Origin of the sequence: Actinomadura sp. NPDC049382 (assembly GCF_040677125.1) — a bacterium.
GTDB classification, from domain to species: Bacteria; Actinomycetota; Actinomycetes; order Streptosporangiales; family Streptosporangiaceae; genus Spirillospora; species Spirillospora geliboluensis.
The window spans coordinates 18,402-41,310 of the sequence record NZ_JBFARO010000042.1 but is presented as its reverse complement, the minus strand read 5'-3'; the positions used below and the strand labels follow the sequence as shown (position 1 = coordinate 41,310).

The 22,909-nt window shown below is 74.7% G+C and carries 3 protein-coding genes; all 3 read right to left on the bottom strand.

Features of this window, described 5'->3' with window-relative positions; genetic code table 11:
• Positions 1-11 precede the first annotated feature (11 nt).
• From AB0K34_RS24120 to AB0K34_RS24110, 3 genes are read right to left on the bottom strand one after another with little or no spacing between them, the layout of a single operon-like run.
• Positions 12-3,911, bottom strand: coding sequence for an amino acid adenylation domain-containing protein (locus AB0K34_RS24120; RefSeq protein ID WP_364550958.1), 3,900 nt, complete (start codon positions 3,909-3,911; stop codon positions 12-14).
• Positions 3,908-11,605, bottom strand: a complete 7,698-nt coding sequence (locus AB0K34_RS24115; RefSeq protein WP_364550956.1) for an amino acid adenylation domain-containing protein — start codon at positions 11,603-11,605, stop codon at positions 3,908-3,910. The genes AB0K34_RS24120 and AB0K34_RS24115 overlap by 4 nt, the downstream gene beginning before the upstream one ends.
• Positions 11,602-22,545 (bottom strand): amino acid adenylation domain-containing protein, encoded by a 10,944-nt coding sequence (locus AB0K34_RS24110; protein WP_364550954.1) that lies wholly within the window; start codon positions 22,543-22,545, stop codon positions 11,602-11,604. Before AB0K34_RS24110 ends, AB0K34_RS24115 begins: the two co-directional genes overlap by 4 nt.
• Positions 22,546-22,909 lie beyond the last annotated feature (364 nt).

The window sequence follows — 22,909 nt, the reverse complement described above, 5'->3', positions numbered from 1 at the left end:
GGGGGTTCCTTTCAGTGGTCCCGCGTTCCGCTGTGCAGTTTGTCGAGCTTGGCGGCCAGGACGGCGCCCATCTCGGCGGCCGGCTCCGGCTCCAGGAGCAGGTGGTGCTCGATGTCGACCGGGTAGTCCTCGATCTCGCCCTCGACGAGCGGGCCCCAGTTGGCGCGCCCGGTCGGCGACTGCGCGGTGCGGCCCTGGAGCGCGGTGAAGAACACGACGTCGCCGCGGAACCGGCCCGGCCGGTACTCCTCGGCCTGCCGGAGCCCGTTCTCGTAGTTGCGGTAGACGTTGACGAGGTCGTCCTCGGCGAGGGTGGCGAGGGCGTCGTCGCGGTCGGCGAGGATCGCCATGATCTGCTTCATGTCGGGGTTGCCGTCCGGCGCGAGGGCCGTCGCGTCCACGCCGATGCCCTGCAGCAGCTCGTGCAGGATCTCCCGCTCGTCGCCGACGAGGTCCTGGCCGTGGTAGGAGTCGATCAGCGCGAGCAGCCCGACGTCCTCGCCGGCGGCCTGGAGCCGGACGGCCATCTCGTAGGCGACGAGCCCGCCGAGCGACCAGCCCACCAGGTGATAGGGGCCGGTCGGGCGCACGGACCGGATCTGCTCCAGGTAGTCCGCGGCCATCTCCGCGACGGAGCCGGGCAGGTCCGACCGCGTGAACGCGCGGGCCTGCAGGCCGTAGGCGGGCTGGTCGGGGCCGAGGTGCCGCTGGAACTGCAGGTAGGGCCAGGCGAGGCCGCCGGCGGGGTGGACGAAGAAGACCGGCGGGCGGGACCCGGACGTCCGGATCGGGAGGAGCACCTCGAAGCCGATCCGGTCGTCGGGGTCGCCCGCCTTCACGAGCGCCTCGACGGTCTGGTGGGTGAACACGTCGCGGGGCGTCAGCTCGACGCCGGCCTGCCGGGCGCGGGTGACGAGCTTCAGCGCGGCGATGCTGTCGCCGCCGAGGTCGAAGAAGCTGGCGTCGGCGGCGACCCGGTCGAGGCCGAGCACCTCGGCGACGACCGCGCACAGCCGCTCCTCGTCCGGGGTGCGCGGATCGCGGCCGGCGGCGGCACCGGAGTAGTCGGGGGCGGGCAGCGCCCGCCGGTCGAGCTTGCCGGTCGGGCCGACCGGGAAGGTGTCCATCCGGACGAACGCGGCGGGCACCATGTACTCCGGCAGGCGTTCCTTGACGAACTCGCGGAGGCCGTCGGTGGTGGGCGCGATGACGTAGGCGACCAGGGCCTTGTGGCCGGGGGCCTCCTCGCGGGCGATGACGGCGACGTTGGCGACGCCGGGGTGCGCGGCGATCGCCGCCTCCACCTCGCCCAGCTCGATCCGGAACCCGCGGACCTTGACCTGGAAGTCGGCGCGGTCGACGTACTCCAGGTCCCCGCCGGGCCGCCACCGGACGAGGTCGCCGGTGCGGTACATGCGGTCGCCGGGCGCGCCGAACGGGTCGGGCACGAACCGCTCGGCGGTGAGCGCGGGCCGCCGCAGGTAGCCGCGGGCGACGCCGGACCCGGCGATGTACGCCTCCCCGACGACGCCGGGCGGGACGGGACGCAGCCCCTGGTCCAGCACGTACACGCGCATGTCGTCGTAGGGGCGGCCGAGCACGGGCGTCCGCTCGGCCGGGTCGGCGAGGGGCGCGCGCTGCGGCGCGGCGGTCGCGTACGTGGTGGCCTCGGTGGGCCCGTACATGTGGACGACCTCGGTGTCCGGGCAGGCGGCGAGGACCTTGCGCATCGCGGCGGGCGACCCGGCCTCCCCGCCGGTCAGCACCTCGCGGAGCCGGGCGAAGGCGTGCGGGCGCTCCTCGGCGACGAGGTTGAACAGGGTGGTGGTGAGGAAGGCGGCGGTGAGGTCCTCGGTGCGGATGATCTCTTCGAGGGCGGCGCCGTCCAGCGGGCCGGGGGGCGCGAAGACGGCGGTGCCGCCGCGCAGCAGCGGCGTCCACAGCTCGTAGGTGGACGCGTCGAAGGCGTGCGAGGAGTGGACGAGGACGCGGTCGTGGGCGCCGCCGCGGAGCCGGCCGTCGGTGGCGAGGCCGACGGCGTCGCGGTGCGTGATCATCACGCCCTTCGGCAGGCCGGTGGAGCCGGAGGTGAAGAACACGCAGGCGAGCTGGTCCGGGTGGCACGGCACGGCCGGGTCGGTGTCCGGGGCGGCGGCGGTCTCCGGGTCGTCCACGGCGACGACGCGGGCGGCGGTGCCGAGGGCGGCGGCGCGGTCGCGCATCGCGCCGTCGACGATCAGCACGGGCGCGCCGACCTCTCCGACCGCCCACGCGATCCGGTCGGCGGGCTGGCCGGGGTGGAGGGGCGCGTAGGCGCCGCCGGCCTTGAGGATCGCCAGGGACGCGACGGCGACGTCCGCGGACCGTTCGAGCAGGACCGCGACGCGCGACTCCCGGCGGACGCCCAGCTCGATCAGCCGGTGCGCGAGCCGGTTCGCTCGGGCGTCCAGTTCCGCGTAGCTGAGGGACGCGCCGGCGGCGCGGACGGCGGTCGCGTCCGGGGTCTTCGCGCGCTGCTCGGCGAAGCGGCCGGTAAGGGTGCCGGGCACGCGGCCGGTCCGGCGGCCCTGCCAGTTCTCCAGGACGTCGGCGCGCTCCCCGTCGTCGAGGACGGAGACGCGGCCGAGGGGCAGGTCCGGCTTGTGCGCGATCGCGTCGAGGACGCGCAGGAGGCGCCGCATCAGCCGCTCGGCGTCCTCGCCGGTGAACAGGTCGGGGCGGTGGTCGATGCGCAGCGACAGGCCGCGGCCGGGGACGGCGGCGAACGTCAGCGGGTAGTGGGTGGCGTCGTAGCCGTCCACGTCGCGGAGGGTGAGACCGCCGAGGTCGGCGCCGGCGGCGTCCGCGTCGAACGGGTAGTTCTCCAGGACGGTCATCGTGTCGAACAGCGTCCCGGCGCCGGTGAGCCGCTGGATGTCGGCGAGGCCGAGGTGGTGGTGCGGCATCAGCGCGGCCTGCTCGTCCTGGAGGCGGGCGAGGGCCTCGGCGACGGTGTCGGCGGGCCGGACGCGGACGCGGATCGGCAGCGTGTTGATGAACAGGCCGATCATCTGCTCGACGCCGGGCAGTTCGGGCGGGCGGCCGGACACCGCGGCGCCGAACACGACGTCGCTGGATCCGGTGAGGGTGCTGAGCAGCGTGCCCCAGGCGAGCTGCAAGACCGTGTTGAGGGTGACGCCCTGGGCGCGGGCGCGCGCGCTGAGCGCGGTGGTGAGTTCCTCGGTGAGCTGAGTCCGGACACGGCCGGGCGCGCCGGTGCCGGGCTCGGGTGCACCGGGCGCGACCAGGGTGGGTTCGTGGACGCCCTGGAGGGAGGTGCGCCAGGCGTCCTCGGCGGCGGCCCGGTCCTGGGCGGCGAGCCACGCCAGGTAGTTCTTGTAGGGGGCGACGCGCGGCATGCCGGTGTCGTCGCCCTTGGCGAGGTACAGCGCGAACAGCTCGGTCTGCAGGACGGGCGTGGACCAGCCGTCCAGCAGGATGTGGTGGTTGGTGAACACCATGCGGTGCAGGTCGTCCGCCATCTTGATGAGCATGAACCGCAGCAGCGGCGGCTTCGCCATGTCGAACGGCCGGGCGCGTTCGGCGTCGGCCAGCTCGCGGGCCCTGGCCTCCCGGCCGGGCTCGGGCAGCGCGGACAGGTCCTCGTCCCGCCAGGGCAGCCGCACCGCGCGGTGGACGACCTGGACCGGCGACCCCTCCTTGCGCTGCCGGAACCCGGCCCGCAGGTTCGCGTGCCGGCGCAGCAGCGTCTGCGCGGCGGCCTTCAGCGCGGCGGCGTCGAGCGGGCCGCGCAGGTCGAGCACGATCTGCGCGGTGTAGACGTCGTGGCCGGAGTCGTAGAGGGCGTGGAAGAACAGGCCCTGCTGCAACGGGGACAGCGGGAGGATGTCCTCTAGCTGCGACTTGCTCAATCCAGCTCCCATTCACCGTCGAGCTCGGCGGCGAGCTCGTCGATCTCGTCCTGGCTGACGTCCACCAGGGACAGGTCGGACGGGGTGAACCCGCCGACGGGCCCGCCGGCGGTGCCGCCGACGACGTGCGCGACGAGGCCGCGCAGCGCCGCGTACCAGCGGCCGGCGAGGTCCTCGACCGCGGCGGCGTCGAACAGGTCCCCGGCCCACGTCCACGTCGCGGACAGCTCGGGCCCGCCCGGCAGGTCGCGGGTGTGCGCGTTGACCTCGATCGCGTGGACGAGGCCGAGCGCGGCGTCCTGCCCGGTGCCGAGGGCGTCGCTCTCGGCCGGTCCGGCCGGTGCCCAGTCGGTGGCCTCGGGCGCGGCGGTCCGGCCGAGGTAGTTGAACGCGAGTTGCGGGTGCGCGCAGCGCAGCCGCTCGCCGGTCGCGGGGTTGAGGTGGCGCAGCAGCCCGTACCCGATGCCGTTGTCGGGGATCTCGCGGAGCTGCTCCTTGACCCGCTTGAGGGCGGTGCCGACGGCCTGGCCGCCCTCGCGGACGTCGGCGGGCTCGACCCACCCGGCGTCCAGGCGCACCGGGTAGAGGGAGGTGAACCAGCCGGCGGTGCGGGACAGGTCGACGCCGGGGACGACCTCCTCGCGGCCGTGCCCTTCGAGGTCGATGAGGACGGCCGTCTCGTCGCAGGTGCCGCGCTCGCGCCGCCACTCGGCGACGGCGAGGGCGAGGCCGGTGAGCAGCACGTCGTTGACGCGCCCGTGGAACGCGGCGGGGACCTCGGTGAGGAGGGGGCCGGTCACGTCGGCGGGCAGGCCGAGGGTGAGGTGCCGCGCCGTCCCGAACGTGTCGGCGGCCGGGTCGAGCGGCCGGGCGCCGAGGACCGGGTCGGGGGTGGCGAGGACGTCCTCCCAGAGCGGAAGCTCCGCGGTGCGGGCGGGGTCGGACGCCTCGGCGGCGAGGCGCTGCGCCCAGCGGCGGAACGAGGTCGGGACGGGGTCGAGGTCTCCCCCGGCCCACGCGGTGACGAGGTCGGGCAGCAGGATCCGCCACGACACCCCGTCCACGACGAGGTGGTGGAGGGTGAGCAGGAGGCGCCCGGAGGCGCCGGGGCCGGCGTCGAACCAGACGAGCTGCGCCATCGTCCCGGCGGCGGGGTCGAGGCGGCGGCGCGCCCCCTCCGCCTCGTCGGCGAGGACCGCGCGGAGCGCCTCGGCGTCCAGGCCCGCGACGTCCACGCGGCGGACGAGCGGCGCGGCGTCGACCGTGCCGGGCTCGGCGACCTCGAACTCGCCGCCGTCCACGCGGAGGCGGAGCATGTCGTGGTGGTCGAGGAGCGTCTGGAGCGCCCGGGCCAGCTCGTCCAGGCCGAGGCCCGGCGGGACCTGGAGGAGCATCCGCTGGCTGTAGCCGTCGACGGGGCCGTTCAGCTCCTGGAACCAGCGCATGATCGGGGTCGCGGGGACGCGTCCGATGCCCGCGCCGGGCGCCTCGGCCTCGACCTCCTCGCCCTCGCCGGTGGGTCGGGCGACGGCGGCGAGTTCCTCGACGGTCTGGTGCTGGAACACGTCGCGGGGCGTGATGACCAGGCCGGACTGGCGGGCGCGGGAGACGAGCTGGATCGCGATGATCGAGTCGCCGCCCAGGTCGAAGAAGCCGTCATCTATCCCGACCCGCTCCAGGCCCAGCACCTCGGCGAACAGCCGAGAGAGCGTCTCCTCCTCCGGAGTGCGCGGAGTGCGGGACGACACCTTCGCGGCGAAGTCGGGCGCGGGCAGCGCCCTGCGGTCGAGCTTCCCGTTGGACGTCAGCGGGAGGGCGTCCAGCTCGACGACGGCCGCCGGGACCATGTAGTCGGGCAGGTCCCGGCCCGCGAAGCGGCGCAGGTCGGCGGCGTCGATCCCGTCGGCGACGACGTAGGCGACCAGGCGGTCGTCGCGGACGACCACGGCCGCATCCTTGACCGCGTCATGCCTGGTCAGGACGGCCTGCACCTCGCCCAGCTCGATCCGGAAGCCGCGCAGCTGCACCTGCTGGTCGGCGCGGCCGAGGTATTCGAGGGCGCCGTCGCGACGCCAGCGGCCGAGGTCGCCCGTCCGGTACATGCGGGTGCCGGGCGCACCGTGCGGGTCGGCGACGAACCGCTCCGCCGACAGGCCGGGCCGGTTCAGGTAGCCGCGGGCGAGGCCCGCGCCCGCGACGTACAGCTCCCCGACGACGCCCGCCGGGACGGGCTGGAGGCGGTGGTCGAGGACGTAGACGCGCAGGTCCGGGATGCCGACGCCGATGATGCTGCCGGGCGCGGTCGCGGCGTGGACGCGGTCGAGCGCGATGTACGAGACGTGCACCGTGGTCTCGGTGATGCCGTACATGTTGACCAGCGTGGGCGCGTTCTCGGGATGCCGGGAGTACCAGTCCTCCAGGCGGCCGAGGTCGAGGGCTTCACCGCCGAACACGATGTAGCGGAGCGCCAGGTCGGTGCCTGGGTTGTCCCGGTCGGCGGCCATGAGCTGGTAGAACGCCGACGGGGTCTGGTTGAGGACGGTCACTCGCTCCGCCGCCAGCAGGGCGAGGAAGTCTTCGGGCGACCGGGAGGTCAGGTAGGGGACGACGACGAGCCGTCCGCCGTACAGCAGCGGGCCCCACAGCTCCCAGACCGAGAAGTCGAAGGCGTAGGAGTGGAACAGCGTCCAGACGTCGTCCGGGCCGAAGTCGAACCACTCCTCCGTCGAACGCAGCAACCGCACCACATTCTGGTGCGGGATCACCACGCCCTTCGGACGGCCCGTCGAACCCGACGTGTAGATGACGTACGCCGGGTGGTCGGGGTCGATGGCGACGCCGGGGTCGCTGTCGGGCCGTCCGGTGGCGTCGAGGTCATCAGGGCCGAGGGTGAGGAGGGGGCGCGCGTCCTCGACCATGTACGCGATCCGGTCTTCCGGGTAATCGGGGTCGATCGGCACATACGCCGCGCCCGCCTTCAACACCGCCAGGATCGCCACGACAAGGTCGGCCGAGCGCGGGAGCGCCAACGCCACGAACTGCTCAGGCCCGACACCCCGCTCGATGAGCCGGTGCGCCAGACGGTTCGCCCTCGCGTTCACCTCGGCATACGTCCACGACACACCCTCGAACGTCACCGCCGCAGCGTCCGGACGGGCCGCCGCCTGCGCCTCGAACAGCGCCGGGATCGTCGCCCATTCGACGTCGCCGCCCTTCCCGCCGGCCCAGCGGCGCAGCAGGGTGCGGCGCTCGCTCCGGTCGAGGATCTCGGCGGTGGTGACGGGCGCGCCGGGGTCGGCGACCAGCTCGCGGAGCAGGCGCTCGAAGCGGTCCGCGATGGACACGGCCGTGGCGGGGTCGAAGAGGTCGAGGGCGTATTCGAGCCCGGCGTCGATGCCGCCGGGCGCGCCGCCGTCGCCGTGCCGCTCCTCCAGGTAGAGGGACAGGTCGTACTTGGCGGCGCCCGAGCCGAGGGGTTCGGGGCCGCCGGTGAGCCCGTCCATCTCCAGCCGCGCCTCCGGGTTGTTCTGGAACGACAGGGCGACCTGGAACAGCGGGTGCCGGGCCATCGACCGCGCCGGGTTGAGCACCTCGACGAGCCGCTCGAACGGCAGGTCCTGGTGCGCGTAGGCGGCGAGGTCGGTCTCCTTGACCCGCCCGATGAGCTCCCGGAACGAGGGATCCCCGGAAGTGTCGGTGCGCAGGACGAGCATGTTCACGAACATGCCGACCAGGTCGTCCAGCGCCTCGTCCGTACGGCCCGCGATCGGCGAACCGATCGGCACGTCCGTCCCCGCGCCGAGCCGGGTCAGCAGCGCGGCGTAGGCGGCCTGCATGACCATGAACAGCGTCGCGCCGTTCTCGCGGGCGAGGGCCAGGAGCGCGGCGTGCAGGTCGGCGTCCAGCTCGAAGGCGTGCGTCCCGCCCCGGTAGGACGCCTCCGCCGGGCGCGGCCGGTCGGTCGGGAGCGACAGCTCCTCCGGCAGCCCGGCCAGGGCGTCCCGCCAGTAGGCGATCTGCCGCGAGATCAGGCTGCCGGGGTCGTCCTCGGACCCGAACAGCTCGCGCTGCCAGAGCGTGTAGTCGGCGTACTGGACGGGCAGCGGCGCCCACTGCGGCGCCCGCCCCTCCGCGCGGGCGGCGTAGGCGAGGATCACGTCGCGGGCGAGCGGCGCCATCGACCATCCGTCCGACGCGATGTGGTGCAGGACGAGCATCAGGACGTGCACATCGCCGCCGAGGGCGAACAGGCGGGCGCGCAGCGGCGGCTCCACCGACAGGTCGAAGCCGCGCCCGACCTCGGCGGCCAGCGCCGCCGGCAGCGCCGCCTCGACGGTCTCGGTGACGTCGAGCCGGGGGCGCGCGGCGGCCGGTTCGAGGATGAGCTGCCGGGCGGTCCCGGACCCGTCCGGGAAGATCGTGCGGAGCGGTTCGTGCCGCTCCGCCACGTCGGCGAGCGCGGCGCGCAGCGCGTCGAGGTCGAGGTCGCCGTCGAGGCGCAGCGCGACCGGCATGTTGAACGTCGCGGACGGCCCCTCGAACCGGTTGAGGAACCAGAGCCGCTGCTGCGCGTACGACAGCGGCACGACGTCGGGCCGCTCGGCCCGCGCCAGCGGCGGCCGCACCCCGCCGGCGTCGGCGTCCGCGAGGCGCTCGGCGAGGCCGGCGGGTGTCGGCGCCTCGAACAGCGCCCGGACGGGCAGCTCGGCGCCGAGCGCGGACCGGATCCTGCTGGCCAGCCGGGTCGCGGTGAGCGAGTCGCCGCCGAGGTCGAAGAACCCGTCGTCCACCCCGACCCGCGGCACGCCGAGGACCTCGGCGAACAGCCCGCAGAGGATCTCCTCGCGCGGGGTGCGCGGGGCGCGGCTCGCGGCGGCGGCGGCGTCCGGTGCGGGCAGCGCGGCGCGGTCGAGCTTGCCGTTCACGGTCAGCGGCAGCGCGTCCAGGACGGTGAACGACGGGACCATGTAGTCGGGCAGCCGCTCGGCCGCGTACCGGCGGACGGCGGCGACGTCGACGTCCGGGCCGACGAGGTAGGCGGCGAGGCGCCGGTCGCCGGGCCGGTCCTCGCGGACGACCACGGCGGCGTGCGCGACGCCCCCGCACCCGGCGAGGACGTTCTCGATCTCGCCGGGCTCCACCCGGAACCCGCGGATCTTCACCTGGTCGTCGGCGCGGCCGAGGTATTCGATGGTGCCGTCCGGGCGCCACCGGGCGAGGTCGCCGGTCCGGTACATGCGGTCGCCGGGCGCGCCGAACGGGTCGGCGACGAACCGCTCCGCCGACAGGCCGGGCCGGTCGAGGTAGCCGCGCGCGAGCTGGACCCCCGCCAGGTACAGCTCGCCGGGGACGCCGGCCGGGGCGGGCTGGAGCGCGGCGTCCAGCACGTAGGCGCGGGTGTTGCGGTAGGGGCCGCCGATCGACGGGTGCTCGCTGCGCGCGACCACCTGGTTCATGGTGTCGATGGTCGACTCGGTGGGCCCGTAGAAGTTGCGGGCGGTGACGCCGGGGATCGCGCGGAGTTCTGCCCACAGGTTCTCGCCGACGGCCTCGCCGCCGAGGAGGAGGTGCGAGGGCAGGTGGCGCCCGTCGGCGTCCAGCAGCCCGGCCTCGCGGAGCGAGGTGAAGTGCGACGGGGTGGTGTTTACCAGGTCGATCTGCGCGCGCGCCACGTAGTCGGTGTACGCCTCGACGTCGCGGCGGGTGTCGTCGTCGATGAGGTGCAGCTCGTGGCCGTACATCATCCAGAGCAGGCCCATCCAGGACGTGTCGAACGAGAACGACGCCAGGTGCGCGAACCGCATCCGGCGCCCGCCCGCGGCCCGGATCGCCGGGTCGATGAACGCGTCCCGGTGCGCCTCGAAGTAGTTGAGCACGCCCACGTGCGGGACGACCACGCCCTTGGGCCGCCCGGTGGACCCCGACGTGTAGATGACGTAGGCGGCGTTGTCCGGGCGCAGCGCCCGCACCCGCTCGCCGTCGGACGGGTCGTGCGCGGGCCGCCCGCTCGTGTCCGGGAAGTCCCCGGCGGTGATCGTCAGGGCGGGGCGGGCGTCGGACAGCATGTAGGCGATGCGGTCGGACGGGTACTCGGGGTCGATCGGGACGTAGGCGGCGCCCGCCTTCAGCACGCCGAGGATCGCCACGACGATCTCGGGCGTGCGCGGCAGGACGAGCGCGACGCGGTCCTCGGGGCCGATCCCCCGCGCGATCAGCTCGTGGGCGAGCCGGTTGGCGCGCTCGTTCAGCTCCGCGTAGGTCACCCGCGCGTCGCCGCAGACGAGCGCCACGTCGGCCGGGGTACGCGCGGCCTGCGGCTCGAAGAGGGCCGGGAGGGTGCCGGACGGGATGGCGCCCGCCGTGTCGTTCCAGCGCGCCAGCCGGGACCGCTCGTCCTCCCCCGCGAGGTCCACGGCGCCGATCAGGCGGCCGGAGTCCTCGGCGAACGCCTCCAGGACGCGGCGGATCCGGGCGAGGATCGCCTCCACGGCCTCCTGCTCGAACACGTCCGGCCGGTAGTGCAGGCGCAGCGACAACGCCTCGCCGGGCAGGGCGACGAACGACAAGGGGAAGTGGGTCGCGTCGTAGGAGTCGACGGCGGCGACGCGGACGCCGTTGAGGGAGCCGTCCATCGAGGACGGGTCGAAGGGGTAGTTCTCCAGCACCGTCATCGTGTCGAACAGGGCGCCGCCGCCGTGGCCCGCCGCGCGCTGGATGTCGGTGAGGCCGAGGTGGTGGTGGGCGAGGAGTTCGGTCTGCTCCTCCTGGAGGCGCTCCATGAGGGCGCCGAGCGGCTCGTCCATCCGGTACCGGACGCGGACGGGCAGCGTGTTGATGAACAGGCCGATCATCTGCTCGACGCCGGGCAGCTCCGGCGGGCGGCCGGACACGGTCGAGCCGAACACCACGTCGTCGCGGCCGAGCAGGCGGCCGAGGACCAGGCCCCAGGCGCCCTGCAGGACGGTGCTCAGCGTGACGCCGTGGCGGCGGGCCGCGCGGGTGAGGCGCCGGGTCGTCCGCTCGTCGAGGCCGGTGACGGTCGGCCGCGGCGGCTCCGGCGCGCGGCCGGCGGCCTCCGGCGCGACGAGGCTGGGCTCGTCCACCCCGGCGAGGGCGCGGCGCCACGCCTCCTCGGCGGCGGCGCGGTCCTGCTTCGCGAGCCACGCCAGGTAGTTCTTGTACGGGGTGACGCGCGGCATCCCCGTGTCGTGGCCGCCCTGCACGTAGAGCAGGAACAGCTCGGTCGCGAGGACCGGCGTGGACCACCCGTCCAACAGGATGTGGTGGTTCGTCAGGATCAGCCGGGACCGCTCGGGCCCCATCCGGACGAGCACGAACCGCAGCAGCGGCGGCGCGGTCATGTCGAAGCCCCGCGCCCGCTCCCGCGCCACGACGGCGTCGGCGTCCGCACCGGACGCGGTGACCTCCTCCCACGGCAGCTCGACCGTGCGCGGGATCACCTGGACGGGCCGCGACAGGTCCTCGTGCCAGAACGCGGCGCGCAGGTTCGCGTGCCGGCGCAGCAGCGTCCCGGCGGCGGTGCGCAGCGCCCCCGCGTCCAGCGGCCCCTCCAGGTCGAGGACGAGCTGCGCCGTGTAGACGTCCGCGTCACCCGCGTCGAAGAGCGCGTGGAAGAAGAAACCCTGCTGCAGGGGCGACAGGGGCAGGATGTCCTCAAGGTCACCCCGGTTCACGATTTCTGCCTCCATGCGGTCTGCAGCTTGTCGATCTCGCTCTGGTCCAGGTCGACGAGCAGGTCGGACGGGGTGAAGCCGGCCGCGTCGCCGGCGGCGGCGTCCGCGGCGAGGGCGCGCAGCGCGGTGAACCAGCCCTCGGCCAGTTCCCGGACGTCGGGCGCCTCCAGCAGGCCGCCCGGCCACGTCCACCTCGCCGACAGCACCGGACCGCCGGGCAGGTCGCGGGTGACGGCGTTGATCTCCAGGACGTGCGCCATCGGCATCGCCGGGTCCTCGCCGGCGGGGAGTTCCTCGGCGGCGAGCGTCCAGTCGCCGCCCGCGTCCCCGGCGTCGACCCGGCCGAGGTAGTTGAAGGCGATCTGCGGGGGCGGGACGGCCGCCAGCTCCTCGGCGGCCTCGCCGCCGCCGTAGCGGAGCAGGCCGTAGCCGATGCCGCCGTCCGGGACGGCCCGGAGCTGCTCCTTCACCGTCTTGAGCGCGGCGGCGCCGGTCGCGCCGCCCGCGTCCAGCCGGACCGGGTGGATGGAGGTGAACCAGCCGGCGGTGCGGGAGACGTCGGCGCCGGGGACGACGTCCTCGCGGCCGTGCCCTTCGAGGTCGACGAGGACGCCGGTGCCGCGCCCGCCCCGGTGCCGCCGCCACCGCGCGACGGCGAGCGCGAGGCCGGTGAGCAGCACGTCGTTGACCCGGCCGTGGACCGCCGCCGGGACGTCGGTGAGCAGCGGCCCGGTGACGTCGGCGGGCAGGTCGAGGGTGACCGAGCGGGCGCGGGCCGCGATGTCCACGCGGGGGTCGAGCGTCCGCTTCGCGAGGTTCTGCGGGGGGCCGTCGACGATGTCGAGCCAGTCCTCCAGCTCGTCCTCGTCCCGCTCGGCGGCGGTGAGCTTCTGCGCCCAGCGGCGGAACGAGGTCGGGACGGGGTCGAGGGTCCCGCCGGCCCACGCGGCGACGAGGTCGGGCAGCAGGATCCGCCACGACACCCCGTCCACGACCAGGTGGTGCAGGACGAGGAGGAGCCGGCCCTGCTCGCGGCCCGCGTCGAACCAGACGAGCTGCGCCACCGTCCCGGCGGCCGGGTCGAGCCGGTCGCGGGCGGCGGTGGCCTGCTCGGTGATGACGGACTGGAGCTTGTCGGCGTCCATGCCCGCGACGTCCACCCGGGTGACCAGGGCGGCCGCGTCGCACGAGCCGGGCGGCCGGACGATCGGCTGCCAGTCGTCCAGGCGGAGGCGGAGCATGTCGTGGTGGTCGAGAAGCGTCTGGAGCGCGGCGGTCAGCCGTTCGGCGCCGAGGTCCGGCGGGGTGCGCAGCAGCGTCGACTGGTGGAAGCCGCTGATCAGCGCGGTGTCGCCGCCGACCCGTTCGCGCAGCCACGCCACGATCGGGGTGACCGGGACGGGGCCGATGCCGGTGCCGGGGGCTTCGGCCTCGATCTCCTCGCCCTCGCCCGTGGGTCGGGCGACGGCGGCGAGTTCCTCGACGGTCTGGTGCTGGAACACGTCGCGCGGGGTGATGACCAGGCCGGACTGGCGGGCGCGGGAGACGAGCTGGATCGCGATGATCGAGTCGCCGCCCAGGTCGAAGAACCCGTCATCGATCCCGACCCGTTCCAAGCCGAGCACCTCGGCGAACAGCCGGGAGAGCGTCTCCTCCTCCGGAGTGCGCGCGGTGCGCGACGACACCTTCGCGGCGAAGTCGGGCGCGGGCAGCGCCTTGCGGTCGAGCTTGCCGTTGACGGTGAGCGGGAGGGCGTCCAGCTCGACGATCACGGCCGGGACCATGTAGTCGGGCAGGTCCTTGCCCACGAAGCGGCGCAGGTCGGACGAGTCGACGTCCGTGCCCGCGACGTAGGCGACGAGGCGCTCGTCCCGGACGACCACGGCGACGTCGGAGACGGCGTCGTGGCGGGCGAGGGCCGACTCGATCTCGCCCAGCTCGATCCGGAAGCCGCGCAGCTGCACCTGCTGGTCGCTGCGGCCGAGGTATTCGAGGCGGCCGCCGTCCAGCCACCGCCCGACGTCGCCCGTCCGGTACATGCGGGTGCCGGGCGCACCGTAGGGGTCGGCGACGAACCGCTCCGCCGACAGCCCCGGACGGTTCAGGTAGCCGCGCGCCAGGCCCGCACCCGCGACGTACAGTTCGCCGACCACACCCGGCGCGACGGGCTGGAGGCGGTCATCGAGGACGTAGACGCGCAGGTCGGGGATGCCGACGCCGATCACGCTGCCGGGCGCGGTCGCCGCATAGGCGCGATCGAGGGCGATGTACGAGACGTGCACCGTCGTTTCGGTGATGCCGTACATGTTGACCAGCGTCGGGGCGTTCTCGGGGTGCCGGGAGTACCAGTCCTCCAGACGTCCCAGTTCCAGTGCCTCGCCGCCGAACACGATGTAGCGCAGCGCCAGGTCGGTGCCGGGGTTGTCCCGGTCGGCGGCCATGAGCTGGTAGAACGCCGACGGAGTCTGGTTGAGGACGGTCACCTTCTCGGCGGCCAGGAGAGACAGGAACTCTTCCGGCGACCGGGAGGTCAGGTACGGGACGACGACGAGCCGGCCGCCATAGAGCAGCGGGCCCCACAACTCCCAGACGGAGAAGTCGAAGGCGTAGGAGTGGAACAGCGTCCAGACGTCGTCCGGGCCGAAGTCGAACCACTCCTCCGTCGAACGCAGCAACCGCACCACATTCTGGTGCGGGATCACCACACCCTTCGGGCGGCCCGTCGAACCCGACGTGTAGATGACGTACGCCGGGTGGTCCGGTGAGACCGCCACATCGAGGTTCGCTTCGTCGTAGCCCTCGGCGTCCAGGTCGTCCGGGCGGAGGGTGAGGACGGGTCGTGCGTCCTCGACCATGTACGCGATCCGGTCTTCCGGATAGTCCGGGTCGATCGGCACATACGCCGCGCCCGCCTTCAACACCGCCAGGATCGCCACGACGAGGTCGGCCGAACGCGGCAGCGCCAACGCCACGAACTGCTCAGGCCCAACACCCTGCTCGACCAGCTTGTGCGCCAGCCGGTTCGCCCTCGCGTTCACCTCGGCATACGTCCACGACACACCCTCGAACGTCACCGCAAGCGCGTCCGGACGGGCCGCCGCCTGGGCCTCGAACAGCGCGGGAATCGTCGCCCGCTCCGCCGCATCGGCGCCGCCCCCGGCCCATTCGCCGAGGATCAGCGACCGCTCCTGCGGCGCGAGGACGTCGGCGCGGCCGATGGGCGCGTCCGGGTCGGCGAGCAGCGCGGACAGGTACCGCTCGAACCGCTCGACGAGCCGCCGCGCGGTGGCCGGATCGTACAGGTCGAGGGCGTACTCCAGCTCGCCGTCGAACCCGTCCCCCCGCTCGGTGAGGATCATCAGCAGGTCGAAGCGGGACGCTCCGGCGGCGAGGGGCTCCAGCTCGGCGGTGAAGCCGGGCATCTCCAGCCGCGCCTCCGGGTTGTTCTGGAACGTCAGCCCGACCTGGAACAGCGGGTGCCGGGCCAGGTGGCGCGGCGGGTTCAGCACCTCGACGAGCCGCTCGAACGGGACGTCCTGGTGCGCGTAGGCGGCGAGGTCGGTCTCCTTGACCCGCCCGATGAGCTCCCGGAACGAGGGGTCCCCGGAGGTGTCGGTGCGGAAGACGAGCATGTTCACGAACATGCCGACCAGGTCGTCCAGCGCCTCGTCCGTACGGCCCGCGATGGGTGAGCCGATCGGCACGTCCGTCCCGGCACCGAGGCGGGTGAGCAGGGCGGCGAACGCGGCCTGGGCGACCATGAACGGGCTCGCGCCGGTCTCCCGCGCGATGCCGAGGAGTGCGGCGTGGACGTCGTCGCCGAGCCGGAACCGTTCCGTCGCGCCCCGGTAGGACGCCTCCGCCGGGCGCGGCCGGTCGGTCGGGAGCGACAGCTCCTCCGGCAGCCCGGCCAGCGCGTCCCGCCAGTAGGCGATCTGCCGCGAGACCAGGCTGTCCGGATCGTCCTCGGAGCCGAGCAGTTCCTGCTGCCAGACCGTGTAGTCGGCGTACTGGACAGGCAGCGGCGCCCACTCCGGCGCCGTGCCGCCGGCGCGGGCCGCGTAGGCGGTGATGAAGTCGCGGGCGAGCGGCGCCATCGACCAGCCGTCGCCGCCGACGTGGTGCAGGAGGAGCAGCGCGACGTGCTCGTCCGGGGCGACCCGGAACAGGTGGGTGCGCAGCGGCGGTTCGGCGGTGATGTCGAACGCGTATCCGGCGGCCATGGCGAGCCGGGCCGGGAGCTCCGCGCCGGTGGTCTCGGCGACCTCCAGCTCGGGGCGGGCGGCGGCCGGGTCCAGGACGGTCTGGCGCGCCACTCCCCCGGCGTCCGGCAGGACGGTGCGGAGCGTCTCGTGCCGTTCCACCAGGTCGCCGATCGCGGCGCGGAGCGCGTCCGCGTCGAGGGGGCCGCGGATGCGCAGCGCGACCGGCATGTTGTAGGTCGCGGACGGCCCCTCGAACTTGGTGAGGAACCACTGCCGCTGCTGCGCGTACGAGAGCGGGACGACGGCGGGCCGCTCGCGGGGCTCCAGCGGCGGGCGCCCGGACGCCGCGCCCTCCAGCTCCGCGACGCGCGCGGCGAGGCCGGCGACGGTGGGCGCCTCGAACAGGGCCCGGACGGGCAGCTCCACGCCGAGGGCGCGGCGGATCCGGGTCGCGACGCGCATGGCGACGAGCGAGTCCCCGCCCAGTTCGAAGAAGTCGTCGTCGATGCCGGGCGCGTCGATCCCGAGCAGGTCGGCGACGATGCCGGCGACGGCGGCCTCGCGGGCGTCGCGCGGGGCCCGGTAGGCGGTGCCGGGGCCGGTCAGCTCCGGTTTGGGCAGCGCCTTGGTGTCGACCTTCCCGTTGGGGGTGAGCGGCAGCTCGTCCAGGACGACCACGACGGCGGGCACCATCGACTCGGGCAGGTTCTCCCGGACGTGGGCGCGCAGTTCCTCGGGGTCGAGGTCGGCGCCGGGGGCGGCGACGACATAGGCGACGAGGCGGCTGCCGCCGGGCATGGCCCCCCGCCGGGCGGCGGGCGCGCCGCCGCCGAGCGCGGCCAGCACGTCGCGCACGCCGGCCGCGCCGGGCAGCGCGATCTCGGCGACCGGGCGGTCCGGGTCGGTGACGAGGGTCCGGACGAGGTCGTCCAGCAGCCCGGTCACCCGCTCGGCGGTGGCGCGGTCGAGGACGTCGGGCCGGTACTCCAGCCGGAGCCGGAGCCGCTCGCCCGGCACGGCGAGCAGGGTCAGCGGGTAGTGGGTGGCGTCGACCAGGTCGGCGCCCGCCAGCCGGACCCCGTCGAACGCCGCCTCCAGCAGCGCGGCGTCGAGCGGGTAGTTCTCGAACACCGTCATGGTGTCGAAGAGCGGGCCGGTGCCCGCGGCCCGCTGGATCTCGCCGAGGCCGAGGTGGTGGTGGGCGAACAGCCGGGACTGCTCGTCCTGGAGGCGGCCGAGGCTCTCCATCAGGGTCTCGGCGCCGTCGAGGCGGACCCGGACGGGCAGCGTGTTGATGAACAGCCCGATCATCTGCTCGGAGCCGGGCAGCTCGGGCGGCCGTCCGGAGACGGTGGCGCCGAACACCACGTCGTCGCGGCCGGTGAGCCGCGCCAGCAGCAGCCCCCACAGCCCCTGCACGACGGTGTTGGGGGTCAGGCCGTGGCTCCGCGCCCGCGCGGACAGGCCGTCCGACAGGTCGGCGGGCAGGTCGAGGACGACGTGCTCGGGCAGGACGGGCGGCCGGTCGGCGGCGGCCGGGGCCAGCACCGTCGGTTCGGCGAGGCCCTCCAGGGCCGTGCGCCACGCGTCGCGGGCGGCGTCGCCGTCCTGGGCGTCCAGCCAGGCGAGGTGCTCCTTGTAGGGGGCGGTGCGCGGCGGCTGCTCGCCGGTGTAGAGGGCGAGGAGTTCCCCGGCCAGCACCGGGATGGACCAGCCGTCCAGCACGATGTGGTGGGCGGTGAGCAGGAGCCGGTGGCGGCCGGGGCCGAGCCGGAGCAGCGCGAAGCGCAGCAGCGGCGGGCGTTCGAGGTCGAACGGGCGGGCCCGCTCGGCGGTCATGGCCGCCTGGATCGCGGCTTCCGGCGCGCCGCCGAGGTCGGTCTCCGCCCAGGGCGCCTCGGCCGCGCCGAGGACGATCTGCACCGGGGTGCCGTCGCCGGTCTGCGCGAACGCGGCCCGCAGGCCGGGGTGCCGGTCGACGAGTCCCTGCCCGGCCGCGCGCAGGGCGGCGGTGTCGAGGGGCCCCTCGAAGTCGAGGACGAGCTGGGCGGTGTAGACGTCGGAGCCGGAGTCGAGCAGCGCGTGGAAGAAGAAGCCCTGCTGGAGCGGCGAGAGCGGCCAGAGGTCGGCCAGCCCCGGATGGGCGGCGGCGACCTCGGCGACCTCGGTCCGGGTCAGCGGGATCAGCGGGAAGTCGGACGGGGTGTGCCCGCCGCCGCCCGCCGCGACGTGCGCGGCGATGCCCCGCAGCGCCTCGAACCAGGCGTCGGCCAGCTCGCGGACGTCCGCGGCGTCGAGGATCTTCGCGGCCCACGTCCAGGTCGCGGACAGCCGGGGCCCGGCGGCCGAGTCGCGGGCGACCGCGTCGATCTCCACGGTGTGGGCGAGCGGCATGGCGGCGTCGCCGCCGCCGTCCAGGGCGCCCGCCTCGGCGGCGATGCTCCAGTCGCCGCCGGCGTCCTCGACCCGGCCGAGATAGTTGACGACGATCTGCGGCGCGGGCCGGGCGGCGAGTTCCGGCCCGGTGTCCTCGTTCAGGTGGCGGAGGAGGCCGTAGCCGAGGCCGTTGTCCGGCAGCGTCCGCAGCCGCTCCTTGGCGTTGCGGACGGCTTCGCCCGCCGCCGGCCCGCCCACGCGGACCTCGTCCCATGCCGCGTCGCCCGCGTCGATCCGGACGGGGAACATGCTGGTGAACCAGCCGACCGTGCGCGACAGGTCGAGGGCGGCGGCGCCCGGCGCCGCGGGCAGGTCCTCGCGGCCGTGGCCCTCCAGGTCCACCAGGACGGCGGAGTCGCGGAGGGCGACGCCGCGGCGGCGGCGCCATTCGGTCACGGCGAGGGCCAGCCCGGCGAGCAGGACGTCGTTGACGCGGCCGTGGAACGCGGCGGGCACGCCGGTGAGCAGCGCCGAGGTGGTGGCCTCGTCCAGTTCCAGGGTGAGGCTGTCGGCGGTGGCCCGGGTGTCCTGGGCGGGGTCGAGGGGGCGGTCGCCGAGGAGGGGGTCCTCGGTCCGCAGCATCTCGGTCCACAGGCCGAGTTCGGCGGTCCGCCGCTCGGTGACGGCGTCCTCGGCGAGCCGGTGCGCCCAGCGGCGGAACGACGTGCCGGCGGGGTCGAGCCGGACGGGTTCGCCGGTGGTGCTCGCCGCCCAAGCGGTGACGAGGTCGGGCAGCAGGATCCGCCAGGACACGCCGTCCACGACCAGGTGGTGCAGCACGACCAGCAGCCGGCCGGGCGCCTGCGGGCCCGCGTCCAGCCACACGAGCTGCGCCATCGTCCCGGACCCGGGGTCCAGGCGGCCGCGCGCGAGGTCGGCCTGCGCCGCGACGGTCTCCGCCAGGGACGCGTCGTCCGCTCCGGCGACGTCGACCCGGTGGACGCACGCGGCGGCGTCGACGGTGCCCGGCGCGGTGATCCGCGGGTCGCCGCCGGCGGGGACGCTCATCCGGAGGGCGTCGTGGTGGTCGAGGACGGCCTGCAGCGCGCGGGTCAGGTGGTCGGTGCCCAGGCCGGGCGGGGTGCGGAGCAGGACGCTCTGGCTGAAGCCGCCGGTCGGGCCGCCGAGGTCCCGCAGCCACCGCATGATCGGGGTGGCGGGGAACTCGCCCACGCCCGATTCCTCGGCGGTGCCGTCCGCCTCGGCGGCGTCCGCGCTGCGCGCCACCTGGGCGAGGGCCTCCACGGTCGGGTACCGGAACACCTCCCGCGGCGACAGCAGCAGACCGGCCCGCCGCGCCCGCGACACCAGCCGCATCGCGATGATCGAGTCGCCGCCGAGGTCGAAGAAGCCGTCGTCGATGCCGACCCGGGCGACGCCCAGCACCTCGGCGAACAGGTCCGCCAGCAGGGTCTCGGCGGGGGTGCGCGGCGCGCGGCCCGACGCCCGCGCCGCGAAGTCGGGGGCGGGCAGCGCCGCCCGGTCGAGCTTGCCGCTCGGGTTCAGCGGCAGCGCGTCCAGCGGCACCACCGCCGCCGGGACCATGTACGCGGGCAGCGTCTCGGCGGCGAACCGGCGCAGCTCGTCGGAGTCGACGGGACCGGCCGGGACGACGTACGCGATCAGCCGGGGAGTGCCCGGCTGGTCCTCCCGGGGCACCACGACCGCCTGGCCCACCGCGGGGTGCCGGCTGAGCGCGGCCTCGATCTCGCCCAGCTCGATGCGGAAGCCGCGGATCTTGACCTGGTGGTCGAGGCGGCCCAGGTACTCGATCTGCCCGGCGGCGTTCCAGCGGGCGAGGTCGCCGGTGCGGTACATCCGCTCGCCGGGTTCCCCGAACGGGCAGGCGACGAACCGCTCCGCGGTCAGCGCGGACCGGTCCAGGTAGCCGCGGGCCAGGCCCGCGCCAGCGAGATACAGCTCGCCGGGCACGCCGGCGGGGACGGGCCGGAGCGAGGCGTCCAGCACGTAGGCGCGGGTGTTGGCGATCGGGCCGCCGATCGGGGCGCGGCCGGCGGCGTTGCCGTCGTCGAACCAGGCCGTCGCGTAGACCGTCGCCTCGGTGGGGCCGTAGATGTTGGCGATGCGGGCGTCCGGCAGGAGGGCCCGCAGGTCGTGGACGAGCTTCGCGGGCAGCGCCTCGCCGGCGAGGACGACGTCGCCCGCCTCCAGCGCCGGGGCGCCCGCCGCGAGCAGCGCCGACATCGCCGACGGCACGCCGCTGACCAGCGTCCCGGACCAGCCGCCGCGCTCGCCGACCTCCAGCAGGTCCCGGACGACCTCGATGTGGCCGCCCATCGTGAGCGGCGTCAGCCACTCGAACACCGACACGTCGAAGTTCAGCGACGTGGAGAACAGTACGCGGGCGAGCCGCTCCGGGCCGAAGTCCTTCTCCGCCCACGCGCACAGGTCGGCGGCGCCGGCGTGGGAGACGACGACGCCCTTCGGACGTCCCGTGGAGCCGGAGGTGTAGATGACGTAGGCGGCGTCGGCCGGGTGGAGCGGCCGGACCCGGTCCGCGTCGGTCACGGCCGCGGCGGCGGTGTCTCCGCCGGGCGGGGCGGCGAGGGAGGACGGGTCGAGCTCCAGGCGCGGCGTCGCGCCGGGCAGGTCGGCGCCCGGGGCCGTGATGACGCAGGCCGGGGACGCGTCGTCCAGCATGAACGCGATGCGGTCCGCCGGGTAGGCGAGGTCGATCGGCTGGTAGGCCGCGCCCGACTTCAGCACGGCGAGCGCCGCGACGACCAGGTTCTCGTCGCGCGGCAGGGCGAGCGCGACGAAGTCGCCGGGGCCGGCGCCGCGGGCGATCAGCCGGCGGGCGAGGCGGCCGGCGCGCTCGTCCAGCTCCCGGTAGGTGAGGGTCGTGCCGGCGTGCGTGACGGCGGGCGCGTCCGGGGTGCGGGCGGCCTGCGCCTCGAACAGCTCCGGGACGACGGCGGGCGCGACCGGCAGCGCCGTGTCGTTCCACTCGTGCAGGACGCGGGACCGCTCGGCGTCGTCCAGCAGCTCCACGTCGCGGAGCGGCGTCGCCGGGTCCACGTCCCCGAGGGTGCGTATGAACCGGACGTAGCGGTGCAGGTGCGCGGCGACCTCGTCCTCGCTGTAGAGGTCCGGGTGCGCCTCGAAGTCGACGCGCAGCCCGGCGCCGTCGAAGTTGTCGTAGACGTTGATGGACAGGTCGTCGACCGGCCCGGTCGTGACGGCGTGCATGCGCGCCGGCAGGCCCGCGAAGTCCAGCCGGTAGTCGAACGCCATGATGTTGATGACCGGCCCGTACAGCCGGTGCCGTTCGCCCAGCAGCTTCAGGTCGCGGACCAGGTCGTCGCGGCGGTAGCGCTGGTGCCGCAGCGCCCGCGCGGTCGCCCGGGTCGCGGCGCGCACCAGGTCGTCGACCGTCATGTCCGGGCCGACGCGGACCCGCAGCGGCAGGATCGTCGACATCATCGCCGGCGTCTCCATCGCCAGCCGGGTGGTGCGGCCGGTGACGGCGAGGCCGAGGATCACGTCCTCGGCGCCGGTCATCCGCGCCACGTACGCGGCGGTCGCGGCGATCGCGAGGCCCGGCGTCGCGGTGCGCAGCCGGCGGGCCCCGGCCGCGAGCGCGGCGCTCTCCGCGGGCGGGACGAGGCTGATCATGCTCCGGTAGTCGGCGGTGGGCTCGGCGGTCCCGTCGGCCAGCGACACCGCCGCCGGGCGGTCGGCGAACCGCTCGGTCCAGTAGGCGCGGTCCCGCTCGAACTTCTCCGACGCCCGGTACGCCTCCTCCTCGGCGAGCAGCGCCCGGTAGTCGCCGAGCTCGGCCGGGACGTACGCGCCGCCGGCGGACAGCGAGGTGTAGACCTCGGCGGCGCGGCGGCTGATCATCGGGCCGCTGAAGCCGTCCTGGATGATGTGGTGCGCGCGGATGAACCAGCGGTGCAGGTCCGGCGCGAGCCGCAGCAGCGCCGTGCTGAACAGCCGCCCGCCGTCCAGCGGCAGCGGCTCGGCCAGCCGCGCGCGCATCCACGCGCGCGCGGCGGCGTCCGGGTCGGGCTCGCCGGACAGGTCCACGAGCGGGATCGACACGGAGGCGTCCGGGTCGAGGACCTGGCGGACGGCCCCGTCCGCCTCCACGAGCCGCGCGTTCATCGCGAGCACCTCGTGCGCGCCGAGCCGCGCGACGCGGTCGAACAGCGCGTGGTCGAGCGGTCCCTCGATCTCGATGTACTGCGCGATGTGAATCGGCGTTTCCGGCGCCAGCTGCTGCGCGTACCAGACGCTCTGCTGAGCGGCCGAAAGGGGAACGTACTCGGTGGGCATCAAGCAGCACTTTCCCGGTCGAAGGGGATTTCCTTTACGCCCGGCATCGGAACCGGCAGGGCACCGGCGGGCAGAAATTCAAAAAGCATGACCACAGAACTGATCGGGCTTGCCCCGTCCCCTTTCACCCCGAGCCTGCGCCGGGAACGCGATCGGCCCGCACTTTCCCGGAGTCAACGCCCTGTGTTCCCGCCAATACAGAGCGCCGCCGCTTTCCGCGCTCGACCGGAACCGCCCTCGACCCGTGTTCTACTCAGGAGTAGCGAGGTCACAGTCAACCAGCCTGTCACATGCCTCGCAATCCCCTCATAAGTAGAAGTTGGCCGGTCGCATTGCTAACGGGAGTGACAAAACGGCGGGCCCG

Bases quoted from the DNA above. Each gene is read 5' to 3' on its own strand.
- AB0K34_RS24110 (WP_364550954.1), bottom strand. From the start codon at position 22,545: ATGCCCACCGAGTACGTTCCCCTTTCGGCCGCTCAGCAGAGCGTCTGG.